The 14,861-nt window shown below is 54.2% G+C and carries 8 protein-coding genes and 2 pseudogenes; 5 read left to right on the top strand and 5 right to left on the bottom strand.

What is annotated here, in order from left to right; translation table 11 throughout:
* Window positions 1-379 precede the first annotated feature (379 nt).
* Window positions 380-1,321, bottom strand: a complete 942-nt coding sequence (locus MK6180000_RS17495; protein ID WP_138935912.1) for an ankyrin repeat domain-containing protein — start codon at window positions 1,319-1,321, stop codon at window positions 380-382.
* 197 nt (window positions 1,322-1,518) lie between these two features.
* Here MK6180000_RS17495 and MK6180000_RS17490 point away from each other — a divergent pair, with 197 nt between their 5' ends.
* The 5 genes and pseudogenes from MK6180000_RS17490 (at window position 1,519) to MK6180000_RS17470 (ending at window position 6,023) form a co-directional block, all read left to right on the top strand.
* A complete protein-coding gene (locus tag MK6180000_RS17490) occupies window positions 1,519-1,779 on the top strand; it encodes a hypothetical protein (RefSeq protein ID WP_138935911.1) in 261 nt (86 codons plus the stop codon).
* 98 nt (window positions 1,780-1,877) lie between these two features.
* Window positions 1,878-2,961 (top strand): annotated as a pseudogene (locus tag MK6180000_RS17485) (IS3 family transposase).
* A 94-nt stretch (window positions 2,962-3,055) separates the two neighbouring features.
* A pseudogene (locus MK6180000_RS17480) lies at window positions 3,056-3,648 on the top strand (IS3 family transposase); the annotation flags it as partial.
* 313 nt (window positions 3,649-3,961) lie between these two features.
* Entirely contained in the window at window positions 3,962-5,020 is a 1,059-nt protein-coding gene (locus tag MK6180000_RS17475; protein ID WP_138935910.1) for a hypothetical protein, read from the top strand.
* Window positions 5,021-5,042: 22 nt separating this feature from the next.
* Window positions 5,043-6,023 (top strand): lysylphosphatidylglycerol synthase transmembrane domain-containing protein, encoded by a 981-nt coding sequence (locus tag MK6180000_RS17470; protein WP_171054680.1) that lies wholly within the window; start codon window positions 5,043-5,045, stop codon window positions 6,021-6,023.
* Between the two features lie 1,571 nt (window positions 6,024-7,594).
* Here MK6180000_RS17470 and MK6180000_RS17465 read toward each other — a convergent pair.
* The 4 genes from MK6180000_RS17465 to MK6180000_RS17450 all read right to left on the bottom strand — a co-directional run bounded on the left by MK6180000_RS17465 (window position 7,595) and on the right by MK6180000_RS17450 (window position 14,652).
* Window positions 7,595-8,614, bottom strand: coding sequence for a glycosyltransferase family 2 protein (locus MK6180000_RS17465; protein WP_138935908.1), 1,020 nt, complete (start codon window positions 8,612-8,614; stop codon window positions 7,595-7,597).
* Window positions 8,611-9,495: a class I SAM-dependent methyltransferase gene (locus MK6180000_RS17460; protein WP_138935907.1), complete on the bottom strand. Its 885-nt coding sequence runs from the start codon at window positions 9,493-9,495 to the stop codon at window positions 8,611-8,613. The genes MK6180000_RS17465 and MK6180000_RS17460 overlap by 4 nt, the downstream gene beginning before the upstream one ends.
* Window positions 9,496-9,825: 330 nt before the next feature.
* Window positions 9,826-10,251: a recombinase family protein gene (locus MK6180000_RS17455; RefSeq protein WP_246040563.1), complete on the bottom strand. Its 426-nt coding sequence runs from the start codon at window positions 10,249-10,251 to the stop codon at window positions 9,826-9,828.
* Window positions 10,252-10,362: 111 nt separating this feature from the next.
* Entirely contained in the window at window positions 10,363-14,652 is a 4,290-nt protein-coding gene (locus tag MK6180000_RS17450; RefSeq protein ID WP_138935905.1) for a chemotaxis protein CheB, read from the bottom strand.
* Window positions 14,653-14,861: the final 209 nt, after the last annotated feature.

The raw sequence follows: 14,861 nt of genomic DNA, 5'->3' as shown, positions 1-14,861 counted from the left end.
CTCAACATATGGTATGCTATGGGGCATTGTGAAGCGAGGTGGAATAGATAATCCCTTAATTGTCTCTATTTTACTGTCCGATTGGTGTATTGCAGTGCATCACTATATAGCGTTTAGACGCCGTGTGGGGGCACCATCAAAGTATTTTTTTTGTTGGTATTTACAGTTAGTTAACGTTTATCGTTCAACTTCTAGCCACCCTTTGGCTTGGTTGCGGTGGACTGGCGTAGTCAGATCATTCCGATCCAGAGAATGATTCACTCGCAATAGTACCGCAAGACCGGGCAAAGCTAAACTATGCTCGTCTGGACCTCCAGGCAGGCAGAAACCCCGACGTCTACTACTTGGATGTGGAAGCCGGTGGCCGAGCAATCAGCAACTACGGCGCAGCGGGGCCATGCTTCAACTCCCAATTCGCAGTGGCTTTACCGGAAGAACTGCTGCAGTGACCACGATTGACGAGCAAAGGATTGCTCTCAACGCCAGCAACCAACAACAGATCGATCAGGCTTCCATCAGCGTTCCGATGGTAGGCATAATCAAGAACAGTGGCTCCGTGACAGTCCTTATGCTTAGCATTTGCGCCCGCATCTAGAAGGATGCGAACTGACTCCCACCTGCTCTGGCAGGCAGCAGTTATCATGGGGGTCATGTTGTCACTGTCCGTGCTGTCTATGCGCGCTCCAGCATCAAGCAATGCCTGCATACTATCAGCATCTCGCTTCGCTGCTGCGCAATGTAATGGCGTTATTCCCTCCAGCGTCTGGACGTTAACTTTTGCACCAATCTCAATCAGCTTTTTTGCTGAAACCGGATTGCCCCTTTCGATGGCATAATGCAGTGGGGTTCTACCCTGTCGGTCTGTACCGTTAAGGTCAGCCCCGCGCTCCAAAATACCCTTTATCAGTAGATAATTTTCCGAGATACATGCCATTTGAAGATCAGACTCGCCGCTGGAATTCTTTTTATTTACAATGCCTGCACTCCAGAAACGGCGCGCCACACCCAAATCACCAGACGAAACACGACGAAAGTATTCGTCTTCGGTCAGCCAAATACCATCTTCGAGAAGCTTTCGTAGTGGTTCGTTGCCTGCAAGTATGTGAGAATCACTCAACATCATTTCATGGCGCATTATCGAAATTCCCACGCCAATGGAGAAAATGAGTATTCCGTAGTTTATCAAAGTGTCGCCTGAAACCGGAATCACTCCGCCTCCGCCGACAGTATCCTGCCAAACGCCTACGACCATAGCTAACCAAGCAACTGGAATGAGACTAATCCCAAGAACTCGGAGAGAGGCACGAACGATACGGTTCATTATGCTGAATTTGTCTCACGACCCAGATGAAGAGTCGAGATGAAACGTGTGCTGGAGGCGCTTATGAGCCTGACTATAGACAGCTACACCTGTGAGGTGAGGCTCACCATCAGGGGGGCTATCTCGGTAGCATCCAAAACGACGGTTTGCACATTAAATAATACACCAGCTCTAGTTTGAAAGGGCCCGAGGGTACCGTGACAGACCAAGAGCCGTTCGACCGCAGTATTTTTGTGCCAAGAATTCTTATGCAACTTGGCGATGGTATGTTTGTTCCACCAGACGCGGACGACATCCTTCCACTCGGAGACATCTACCAAAGCGCGATGAGAAAGATCTACGCACAGCGGAAGGTAATATTTTCCAAGATCGCGCGCCATTTGTCAGACATGAGTTATGACGAACTGCAACTATCTTTTTTTGCCGATGGCAGTGCCTCTTCCGGTAAGTCAATCTAGCTAACATTTACCAAAGCCATCTACCCAGGTATTCCCCCCTAAAATTAGTGGTGTTCAAAAGTAGCATTTTCTCGGCAAGGTATCTGAGGAGATTTACGATGAAGAACGGACGATACAGCGACGCGCAGATCATGGCCGTGTTGAAGCAGGCGGAGGGCGGTGTGCCGGTCTCTGAGCTTTGCCGTGAGCATGGCATGAGCAGCGCCAGTTTCTATAAGTGGCGCGCCAAGTTTGGCGGCATGGATGCGTCTTTGATGTCTGAGATGAAGGATATGGCGGAGGAGAACCGCCGTCTGAAGCGCATGTATGCTGAGATGAGCATGCAAAATGATCTGCTGAAGGAAGCCCTTGGAAAGCGTTAAGGCCGTCTCTGCGACGAGAGATGGCCATGAATGCGGTCGCACGACACGGCGTAAGCATCGCGTCGGCGTGCCGGGCGTTCCAGATCAGCGAGACCTGCTACAGATACAGCCCTGTTATGAGCGATGAGAATGAAGAGATCGCCGATTGGCTGGAACGTCTGACAGCAAACAAGCGCAACTGGGGCTTCGGCCTGTGCTTCCTGTATCTGCGCAACGTCCGTGGTTACGGCTGGAACCACAAGCGGGTTTACCGGATCTACTGCGCAATGGAGCTAAACCTGCGTATCAAGCCGAAGAAACGCTTGAAGCGGGACAAGCCGGAGCCTCGGCGGTGCCTGATAAGCCCAATGAGACATGGTCCATGGATTTCATGGCGGATCAGCTGGCAGACGGGCGCTCGATTAGGACATTAAACGTGCTGGATGACTTTAACCGCGAGGGTCTATGCATCGAAGTGGACTTTTCGCTGCCCGCAGGGAGAGTTGTCAGAAGCTTAAACCAGATCATTGAATGGCGCGGACAACCGCAGACAATTCGCGTCGATAATGGCCCAGAATATATCAGTGGTAAGCTGATGGAATGGGCCGAGAAACGCAATGTTCGGCTGGAATATATCCAGCCGGGCAAGCCACAACAGAACGCTTACATCGAACGCTACAATCGTACCGTTCGCGGTGAATGGCTGGGGCAATACATCCTTGAAACCATCGAGGAGGCACAGGACCAAGCAACTGAATGGCTCTGGACTTACAACAACGAGCGACCCAACATGGGAATCGGCGGCATGACACCTGCCATGAAACTAAAGACAGCCGCCTGAATTCTACGGCTGGACCCCATTAAAAATGGGGGGATTACCCCCAAAGGTGACTGCTTTGCCTGCTCGGCGCGATCACTCAGCATCCGGTAGACCGGTATCCGTGGTCAGAACGCGCAAACACAAGGCTACGTCAGACACAATCATAAGTTCAATTTCGCGCCTTACTCGCTGGACCGTAACCTTTGTTGCTGATGGTCCCAACCAGAAGTGAGTTGGTGACATCACCTATATCTGAACGCGGTAAGGCTGCCTCCATCTTGCTGTGATCCTGGATTTGCATTCCCGGTGCGTCATTGGTTGGGCGGTCAGCAACTGGAAGAAGCGTGATTTGGCGACTCGAGCACTAAAGAGGGTCATAGCCTTCCGTTCACCGCAGAAAGGCTGCATCCACCACACCGATCGTGGCAGCCCAATATTGTTCGCATGACTATCAGAAGGTCTTGCGCCAGCATGGGTTCAAGGGCACCGATGAGTGGCAAAGGCAATTGCTACGATAACGCTGCTGTTGAGACGTTCTTCAAAACTATCAAGGCTGAACTGATCTGGCGTCATACTTCGGAGACACGCCGGTCAACTGATATGGCAATCTTCGAATACATAGACGGCTTTACAATCCGCGCCGAAGGCACTGAGCACTCAGTACTGAACTGGAAAAGCCCTGCCGCTTTCGAACGGAAGGTGGCTTAAACATGCACTTTGGGCGGCACTCAAATGGGACAGGTCCACTTTTGCTGCACGGCTTCCTTACACTCCTTTGAAAGGTTCGTGCCATAAAACCGTGGGGTCAAACATCTAGTAGGTGTCAGTGGCCAGTTTGAATGGGCGAAGAGACTGGCGAATGCATTGGCTGAAAGAAGTCGAAAAACCGAAATTAAGTTTCTCAGCACGCTACTTGCTGCCCAAAATTTGCCGCTTTTTACCGCTATGCTCTAGATAATCGTGTCGAACAACGGCACAAAGACGTGTCGAAAAACGGCACAAAATTGCAGGAAAATTAACAGTGACCGATACAGCAACGCCGACAAATTTCTACGCGGATCTTCCATGGATTCGTAACGCGAAGTTCGATGCCGTTTTCATTTTTGGACTATTGGCTCTCTCATGCATAACCGGTTTGGTTATAACGTACGAACCTTCGCTCTTTTATCCAATCCTAGTCCTTGATCTGTGGTTCTTGGGCTATCACCACGTAATCTCGACCTTCACACGTATATGTTTCGACAAGGAAAGCTTTCAGGAGCACAGGTTCCTGATGGTAGGGTTGTTGCCGATTGTGATTGTTGCGACTTTAGGCGTCGTGTGGGTCTTTGGTCTGTGGGTAGTGGTGACAATCTATTTTTATTGGCAGTGGTATCACTACACGCGTCAAAGCTGGGGTATCTCCCGCGCATACCGTGGTCGGGATAAAAACGGCCTATACGAAGATGGCTGGCTGGATCAGGCTATTTTTTACTCAATTCCGGTTTTCGGTATCCTTGCACGTTCCGCAGAACAGCACCCAACTTTCATCGGGATGGAGTTATGGTCTCTACCAGTACCAACACAAATCGCTGATGCCTCTGGCTATATCGCGGTTGGTTTGCTGACCTACTGGATACTTTCTCGTCTGAGGGCTGCGGTCGAAGGGCGTCTGGCGATCGTGCACACGATGTACATGATGACGCATTTCGCGATTTTCTATCTGGCCTATATTGCCACAAGCGACATCACGCTTGGTTGGCTGATGATCAACATCTGGCACAACGCGCAGTATATTCTCTTTGTGTGGATGTATAATAACAAGCGCTTTGCCGATGGGGTCGATCCGAATGCTAGATTCCTGTCCTATATCTCACAAAACGGGCGGATCTGGCTTTATCTGCTGGTGGGTGTTGCGATTACTGGTGTCATCTACTGGGGTATACTGCGCACACTGGACTGGCTTTTCTTTGCCGGGCTATCCGCGACGATCGTGCTTTATCAGATCGTGAACTTCCACCACTATATGATCGACAGCAAGATCTGGAAGTTGCGCAAACCAAAGATACAAAAGACGCTGGACATCGCACCGAACGATTGAGCGTAGAATGTGTACGTCCTGCATGTCAGAGGATCAGAAAAATTCCAAGAAGCGGCAGCTGGGGCTGTCGCTTTTCGGATCTGGCCTGCCAACTGCATCAGCAAATGCAAAGCCAAAATCGTCCACACACTGGCGGACCGTCTTGCGTCTAGTGGCGTTTTTGGCGCTCGTTGTCTGTGTACTCAGCATTGTTGATACGTCTCAAGTCCAAAGCCATCTCGCCCAAATGTCGGCATACACATTGGCCGTGATGACGGCGTTGCATCTAGTTATCATCTTACTGACGTCCTGGCGTTTTGCGCGCATTACGCACGCTGCTGGCGCAGCGATATCGCTGCAGGATGCAAACCGCCTTACCTTTGGCGCAACCCTCGCAAACATGCTTTTCCCGACATCTCTGGCCGGCGATGTGGGGCGCGTATGGCTGGTGCGCAGATACGGGCTTTCGCTAAAGTCCGCGGTCACCGTCGGTGTTTTTGACCGCGTGATAGGCCTTGCATCACTCGGTTCGGTCGTTCTTATTGGCACATTTATTGCACCACAGCTTATTCCCTTGTGGGGCGTCTTCCTTTTATGTGCCATGTGTTCGGGGCTTGTCGTCTTTTCGCTGGTGAGGTGGCGGAGAGGAGAACGTGTCCTTTCTGCCAACGGGTCACGGCCCAAGGCTCTTGTTAGCGAGGCTATCGCGCTCTCGGTAGCCGCGCACCTCGTCTCGATTGGTATTGCGTTTATCTTCCTGCAAGATCAACCGGTGTCTGTCAGTATTGGTGCTCTGTTTGTTCTCTTTCCTGCTGTGCTGCTTGCCGCTTCTGTGCCAGTTTCCGTCGGTGGTTGGGGAACGCGTGAACTTGCAGCCATCGGTGCTTTTGCAACGGTTGGTCTTGGTGCGTCTACCGCCATTGCTATGGCCTTTATGTTCGGGGTCACGCAAACAATCGCAGCCGGGTTGGGCACGGCATTTTTCGTTTTGCAAAGCCGTAGAAAAGAAAAGCAGTATGACTGACGCACGCGCACATGTCGGCCCATTGCTTGTTGCTATCGCGAGTATTGGCGCGTTGCTATACTGGTACCATGATCAGTTTTGGTGGCCAGTGGACGAAGGCGTTTACGCTTATGTCGCGCAGCGTGCCCTTGCCGGCGATGTCCTACACCGTGACCTGATTGACCTGCATGGAGGCTATGGAAACCTTCTTAATATCTGGGCATTCCAACTTTTTGGAGAAGACCTACTGAGCCTCCGGTATCCGTTGGTCGCCATAGCGGTGCTACAATGTGCGGTCGCCTATAAACTTCTGGCTCCAGCAGGCAGCACCGTGGCCCTAACAGGCGCAATCACGGTCGCCGCATTCTCGTTTATCCAGTTTCCCAACCCTAGTGCCAACTGGCACGCGTTGGGATCGTTTTTTCTGCTATGCTTGCTTCTTGAGAAGAGCTCTATCAAATCAGCGACCCGCTTACTGGTTGCTGGAGCAATTCTTGGCTTATGCTTTTTTACACGGCAACTCAGCGGCGTTTTTCTAGCGCTTGGCCTGATCTGCGTGCTTTTGTCGGAAAACGCCGAGGACGAAAGTGGTGGACGTCTCCCCGGACTATTGATCGGCTCGACAGCGTTTATCGGGGTGCTAGTCTATATCGCATCAAAGCAGCAAATGTTCGGAATGATCTGGGCGGGCATCTGGCCATTGGCCTTACTAATACTTGTCACATTTAGAGCGCGCATGACGTGGGCCGTTGCGGGTCGCACAAGCGCACTGGTTGCCGTGGGATTTTTAATGTCCGGTCTACCACTCGCCGTCGTAGCCATGCAGCAAGGTGCCTTTTCCTATTGGATTTCAGACATCTTCTTTACGGCTCTGATAATCAATGGACAGGAATTCATCAATCAAGCAAGTTTCGGCCAGGTGCTTAGCTTGGGCTGGCAGAATGTAACGCAGGGTGCATTTTTTACATCAGTTCTGTCTGGCGGTGCTTGGATTGCGTTGGTCGCGTCGGTCCCCTTTCTTGGTGTGCTCGCAACATGGCTGATGTGGCGCGACAAAAAAGTGCCAGCGCCTGTCATCCTGGCCGTGTTTTGGTCTGTAAGCGCGCTGCATTATCAGATCCCCATCTATCTCTTTTTTGCTCTACCTGCCGTTTTCCTGGCACTTCTTATGGCGCGACCAGGGCAGGTAATGACTGTGACGCTGATTGCTTTGTCCGCGTATATGGTAGTGTTCCAAGCCGGGCAGCCGTTGGAGCGTGGCCTTTCAGGAACGGTTGCAGGCCTGCGCGCGCCCGCAAATGAACCTGCGGCCCTGCCGCGCGTTGGCCTCCGGATACAGCCGTCAGACGCCGAAACATACCGACGCATGGTCCAAACCATCGACACGGTGGCGAGAGTGGATGAACCGCTGATGACGCTGCCCATGGATCCCGAGTTAAATTTTATGACAGGACGCAAATCACCAGTACGCTTTTACGGCACGCCTTTGGGTTTGCGAAGTGCTGAGGACCTGCGCACGACCGTTCGCGCACTGGACACCGCGGCACCGCTTTTCGTGGTGCATCGGCGTCAGGACAAATATCTGACGCCCCTTAGCAAGATGCTTCTTGAACAAGTTCGGGACCGCTCCGACGTGCCCGTTTCTGTGGGGCCATTTGATCTCTATCGCTATCGTAGTTTAGAGAATTCAACGGCGTCGATTGCTGGACGATAAAGCCCGGACGCTGCTTAACTTCTTCATATATCTTGGCAATATAGACCCCAATGATGCCCAGACCGATCATCAGTACTGAGCCGATGACGATCAAGAGCAGAATGACGGTCGCAAATCCGGGCACGGCGCTACCGGATAACCACAGCCATGTGGTACGCGCTCCAAGCGCGATAGCAAGTGCAGCAAAACCCGTACCGAGAATAGTCATCAGATGCATGGGCACCGTGCTGAACGAGACGATGGAGTCCAACGCGAGACCAATCAGCTTGGTTGCGGACCATTTACCGCTACCCGCAATGCGCGGTGCCACGTCAAACATCAATGTCTTTTGTTCAAATCCGACCCAGCCAACTAGGCCGCGATAAAAACGTTCGCGCTCGGGAAGTTGTTTAAGACACTCGACCACTTCACGGTCAAGCATCTTGTAGTCGGACGCATTTCCAACATCGATACCGGCTAAACGCTGGAACAGCCCGAAATAGCGTTGTGTCATCCACGCCTTTATCCGCCCTTCGCTTTCACGCGTCCGCTTGACGGTATTGACGACTTTTGCACCCGCCTGCCAACAGGAGAACATTTCCGGTAGCAAACTCGGTGGATGCTGTAGGTCTGCATCAATCGTGACAACCACATCCCCGTGCGCAGCATTCAGGCCGGCCGAAATTGCGGCTTCTTTGCCAAAGTTGCGCGACAGCCGAACCCCACGCACACGATCTTGAGTAGCGGCCAGAGACTCGATTACATCCCATGTCTGATCCGTCGATCCGTCATCCACAATGATGTATTCAACGGTGCAGAGCGGCTCAGCGCAAGCGCGGATATGTCTAAGCGCCTCCTCAATACCCTCTTGCTCATGATAGGCAGGGATGATGATCGACAATATCGGCATTACGGTCATCTCACGCTCTGGAGTTGAGCTCTGAAGCTGATCGTGGTTGCAGGCAGCGTGACGCTGACTTTGTCAGCCCAAGGACCTGCACTGATGCCTAATTTTGACAGGACCAACGACAGCGGGAACACATGCGGGTAAGACACTTGTTCCACTACCTCAAGTCCGGCGCGGCGCAAAAGGTCCGGCAGCGTTTTCTGGTCATAAAACGTAACATGTTCGGGGTATTTGAAAGATGGCCAGCGCCGCCCCATTACATGCCGAAAAATGCTGCCCATATGAGGGGCGGCCAGTATGAGACTGCCACCTGGGTTAAGGCGTCTTGCAAGGCTTTGCACAAACTCTACCGGTTCGTAGATGTGCTCAATGACATGAGTTGCGATAATACAGTCGAAAGCTGGTAAATCGTCAATCTCGTCGACGCTAAGGTAAATTTTGGCATTCGAACGCGCTTGCGCCTTGAGCGCCGCAGCATTTGAAAGTTCGACCCCAGCACGATCTATGAAATAGTCCCGCGCTTCGTCCAGAAGGTATCCAGGCCCGCATCCGACCTCGAGCAACGTACCGCCACAGGCTCCTTGACTATCAAGCGTCTTGAGAAGCTTTCTGAACGTCGCTCTCAGGCTATCTTCCTGCACCTCGTAGTCTTCATATCCCGATGTGCCGTCGCCACCCGAAAAATAGGCGTCGTTTTGGTAAAACCGGTGGGCTTCCTCGGCGGCAAGGCGCGGGCTGAGGAACGACAGCGTGCAAGTGCGGCAGGTCTTGATTGCAAAGGGTGGCTGTTTGTAGGGGGTGTCCTTGGCGCTGGAACTGCCGCAGAGAGGGCAGTCTGTTTCCTCGACAATCCACTCAGTTGCAATCGCATTATTCGACGTCATTTTGTTCATTCGCTTTGCCTCGTGCCAAAACTAATTGCTTTTAACAAGGCACGCGCCGGAATCTTAGCCTGCGCCCACCTTTGATTGGCTTGCCGACAGGCTAGAAATACATCTTGTCAAATTTGGGGCAGTGTTCGGACAGGGGTTAGGTTTTCAATCCCGGCAATTGGTGAATAGGACGAGCCTGCGGGAGTTGGGACGCGGGCGAGCAGGGGCTCGCCTTGAGAATGACCCCAGTTCTGGTGCACCTGAGGTCACCAGTAATCTTACGATCACTTCGTGCCGACACCATCTAGGTCTGCCTAGCTAACCTTTACCAAAACCATTTAGCCCAGCTTATTACTTTGCCTGCTCCGCGCGGTCACCTACTATCCGGCAGACCGATGCACGGCCTATCCCTAGCTCCTTGGCAATGATCGTCGGCCCTATTCCCACCGCGATACCCTCTCGTTGACGTTCCAGCATCATCTCGCGCACAAACACCGCGATCCCCCCTAAGACTGTCAGCACGAGCTTTCCCGTCGGCGTCGCGGTATCTATTCCCGTGCCAAGGATGTGCAGGCTGGCTCCCTTGTCATCCCGCACACTGAGGATTTCCAAAAGGTGAGGGACTGACCGCGCTAGGCGGTCGAGAACACCTTTGAAGCCATCAACACCGCGTTTCTCGACAAAGAGCGCAATGAAGCCAAATCCGCAGCGGCACCGGCAAAGGCCCACGTCGCGTTCATCCGATGCCTGTTCGGCATCGCGAACGTAGACGGCCACGACCGGTATTATCTTAAGGGGCCTGAGATGAGGTCTCGTCGGGCCGCATCTCATTGGTCCCGGTGAAATTCATGTGTCGAGCCGTTTTGGTCTGGACGTTATCCTGCGCCGTCAGTTGCCTTGCGCCGCCATCTCCAGCCGGACAAGGTCAGAGATCGTCTCGACGCCCACTTTTTTCATAGCAGCCGCGCGATGGGTTTCGACGGTACGTTGGCTGATACCAAGTCGTGCTGCAATCTCCTTGTTGGCGTGGCCGGCCACGACAAGTTGTGCGACCTCGCGCTCGCGCTTTGTGAGGCGCGAAAACCGACTGGCGGCGGCGATTTGCCGGGCTGACTTTTCGGCAGGGCTTGCCGCCTGCCGTAGCGCCCGGTCAACCGCGGCGAGGAGCGCATCCGGCGCGGTCGGCTTTTCGATAAAGTCGATTGCACCTGCCCGGATCGCTTGGACTGCCATCGAGATATCGCCTTTGCCCGTCACGACGATTGTCGGCGGGCCGCCTGCCGTCTGCCCGATCTGTGCGAGAAGTTCGAGCCCCGTCATGCCGGGCATGCGGACATCTGTGATGATACAGCATCTGCTGCGCGGCTTGTAAGATGCAAGGAACGCCGGCGCATCGGCGAAGGCGTCGACACTGTATCCGGCCTGTTCCAGCAACACCTGCATGGCCTCCCGCGCGGCCCGATCATCGTCAACCACGTAAACCATGGCGGCGGCAGGCGCGGCGCCGGGCGCAGTGGGTGGCGGCGACCGCTCAAGCTTGGCGCAAATTTTGCGGATGTCGGACAGCAGCTTATCTGCCTTCAACGGTTTTTCCCGTTTCATGAACCCGCTCTCGGCTATATCGCGCGTGACCGTGAGCCTGAGATCGCCCGTTAGGATAATCACCGGGACAGCGCGATCCACCTTTTTGCAAAGGGCCTTGGCCGCCTGAACGCCGTTCATATTGCCGGGCAGATTGTAGTCCGAAATCAACAGATCGGGGTGCAGCTTACCTATGGTGACCAGCTCCAGAGCCGCCTTTGGAGTGCGGACCGGGAAAACGTCATGTCCCTCCGCGCTCAGCAAAAGGGTGATCGCCTCGTGTACGGAAATATCGTCCTCGATCAGCAAGACGCGGGCGGGACGGCACGCGCCGCCATTGTCGGCCGGTTCCTCTCGTCGCTTTGGCCGGGGTTTGGCGGCGCGCGCGCAGGGGACTTCGATGTAGAAGACCGACCCCTTGCCCAGCGTTGAGCGCAAAGCCGGCGGACTTCCCAGCAAAGTCCCGATCTGGTGCGCTATGGATAGACCAAGCCCGAAGCTGCCGTTCGTCGGTCCGCCCGACGCGCGAAAATAGTCGTCGAATATCGAGGACAGCATATCCTCGGCGATGCCGATGCCGGTGTCCCAGACCTCTATTGAAATTCGGTCGCCGTGTCGGCGGCAACCCAGCAGCACCGATCCCGTTTCGGTATATCGTATCGCGTTCGAGACCAGATTACGCACCATGTCGGTCAGCAGAAGCCGGTCGCTGCGGATAGTCAGACCGCAAGGGACGACCCGCCATTTGAGGCCCTTGTCGGCCATCTCTTCGGCGAATTCCTCCTTGATAGTATCGAGTAAGCCGTTGACCGGGAACTCGGCAAATTTTGGAGATATGACACCGGCTTCGAGTTGATTGATGTTTAGCAGCGTGTTCAGCATGGTCGCCATCACGCTAAGAGAGGCCTCTGCACGGTTTAGCAGTGCCAGCGCTTTGTTATTTCTAATCTGCCGTTTCATTGCACCCAGCACTAGGCTGAGCGTCTGTAATGGTTGGCGTAAATTGTGGCTGGTGGCGGCCAGAAAGCGGGATTTGCCTACGTTGGCCAATTCGGCCTTTTCCTTCGCTGCGGCCAGATCCGAGATGTCTGCAAGGTTGACCACAACCCCGTCTATGCTGTCGCCCTGCGAGCGCATTGGCGACAGGCTGCACAGGAACCACACATCCATAGAGTTGACGACATCGCGCTTGACCGACGTTTGACCGGCCAGTACCCGCCTTGCATCTGCGATCAGATCGACACCGCCAAAGCTGATCGAAAGATCAGCAAGCGGCCGTCCGATATCGGACGGGATCAACTTAAACAACGGCACTGCGGCAGGTGTAAAATAGCGGATGTTCAGATCAGCGTCCAGAAACAGGGTGGCAATGTCGGAACTGGTCAGAATGTTGTGCAGGTCGCTTGCGGTCTTGTCGCGCTCCTCAAGGGTTTCCTGAAGCTGGTTGTTCGAGGTCGTCAACTCCTCGTTTAGCGACTGAAGCTCTTCGCGCGTCGCCTCCAGCTCTTCGTTGGTCGACATGAATTCTTCGTTCAGCATGCCAGCTTCTTCGGTGAATTCGACTAGATCCTGATTTGAGGCCTCAAGATCTCGTAGAGCTTCGTCAAGTTCCCTACGGGTAATTTCCAGCTCTTGTTTCAAGTCGTCGTCGTGACGCGCCAATACCGGCGGCTCGGAACTTTGCGGGGCTTGGTCGGCCGGCTCGTCAGAAAAGCTGACCAGCAGGAGCGCGTCACCCTTATGCTCCATTGGACGCACTGTGATCTGAACTGCGAAATCAGCGCCGTCGAGCCGCATCCGTGCACCCATTACGATGGTAGTGTCTTGATCTCGTTTGGCCTGCCGGATCGCCGCGTGGTACTTGATTGACAGACCGTTTCGCAGCATCGTGCTGATGTTATCGCCGGGAATACCCTCGGCGATGCGCAGATATCGATCTGTCGGCCCAAAGAAATACAGGGCCTGACCCATGGAATCCACGACAACAGTAGCGGGCGCGCTGATTTCAAGCAGACGCCGCTGGACCGCCGCGCCAAGACTGGATCGGTCGCTGTCGCCCGTTCGCGCGCTGCGCGGCAGAAAGGCACGCGCAAAGCTGCTGATCGATAGCGCGGTGTCGCGCGCCCTTAGGCGGCCGTGGCCGATGCGGCGATAGATGTGTTTCGTGCCCTGAACGCGCTGATAGTGTTGTGCAAGGTTGCCAATCGACTCCGCCGACCCGAGCCATAAGTATCCGTCCTCCCGCAATGCGTAGTGCAAAAGGTGCAGTACTTTCTCTTGTTCGCCTGCCTCAAGATAGATCAGCATATTACGGCACGAGACGAGGTCGAGCCGCGAGAATGGCGGATCGGAAAGCAAATCCTGCACGGTAAAGGTAACCGTATTGCGCAACGCTTCGGTTACCTGATAGCCGCCGCTTTCGCGCGCGAAATACTTTGCCAGCCTCTCGGGCGGGACATCTGCCGCGATGGAAGGCGGGTATAGACCGCTGCGACAAAAGGCGATGGCCTCCGGGCTGACATCGGACGCGAAAATCTTGAGTTCGGGACGGCGCCCGGCGGCGGCGAATTCGTCTAGAAGTAACATCGCAATGGAATATGCCTCTTCTCCGGTGCTGCATGCAGGCACCCAGACACGAATTGGCCCGCCTTGCGTGCTTTTGCGCACCAATTCCGGACTGACATACCGGGCGAAATCCTGAAAATGGTCTGTATCGCGAAAGAAACGCGTCACATGGATTAGCAGGTACTTTGCCAAAACTTGGCATTCTGAACGGTCATGGCGCAATTTGTCGATGTAGTTATTGATCGAATCGATTGCCAAAATCGACATCCTGCGCCCTATGCGGCGCATCAATGTACCCTTCTTGTAGTGGCTAAAATCTTGCGATGTACGGCCTCGCAGCAGCTCAACGATCGCTGCCAGCGGTTCATCATCAACCGGTTGCGACGGGCCAGGCCCGCGATGAGGATCGATAGCGACGTTAGCCGCGTATTCGATCAGCGCAGCAGGGATGTCCGCCAACGGCAATATCTGGGCCACCACACCGGTCTCAATCGCATTAAGGGGCATTCCGTCATAAGCGGCCTCGCTTGGCACCTGCGCAATAACAAGCCCGCCCGCCTCATCGACCGCTGTTAGTCCGACACTGCCATCTGCCCCGGTTCCTGACAGGACGATCCCGATGGCGCGTGGCCCAGATTCCGCCGCCAGCGACCTCAGAAAGAAATCGAACGGCAAATGCACCCTGTGCGGCGGCTCTGGCTGCAAAAGCCGAAGCTCCCCATCGCACACAGACAGAAAATGTTGCGGCGGAATGACGTAGATGCAATTGGGTTCAATCACCATGCCATGCGTCGCCTGAACGATCGCCATGGTCGTATCGCGCGCCAACAAATCTACCATCATGCTTTTGTGGTTTGGGTCGAGATGCTGGATGATGACAAAAGCACAACCAGTGTTAGCTGGCATGAGGTTCAGCAACTTTCGGATCACCTCAAGCCCGCCTGCAGAGGCGCCAATCGCCACAATTGGAAATAGTGCCGATTTATCAGACCGTTGTGTATGCGCTGTGTTTGGGTTGCTTTCGTTTTCCATCGGTTCACCTGTCGCGCTACACCTCTGGGTGAAATGACCGCAGGGGCGCGCGACCAACGCCCACCGGCAGATTAAACCCGAGAGGCTGCAACAGCACTATACTATCTTCAAACGGCGAAATCCCGCTGAGTTTTGAGGTCTCTACGTAGTTTCCGAGTCTCACCCTCAGGTTGTTCCGACGTTAACTTAATCGGGAGGCGATGCTTGGG

It is taken from the genome of Roseovarius arcticus (assembly GCF_006125015.1).
GTDB lineage: Bacteria > Pseudomonadota > Alphaproteobacteria > Rhodobacterales > Rhodobacteraceae > Roseovarius > Roseovarius arcticus.
Note: the sequence above shows the minus strand (reverse complement) of the source record. Positions and strands in the feature narration are given on the sequence as shown.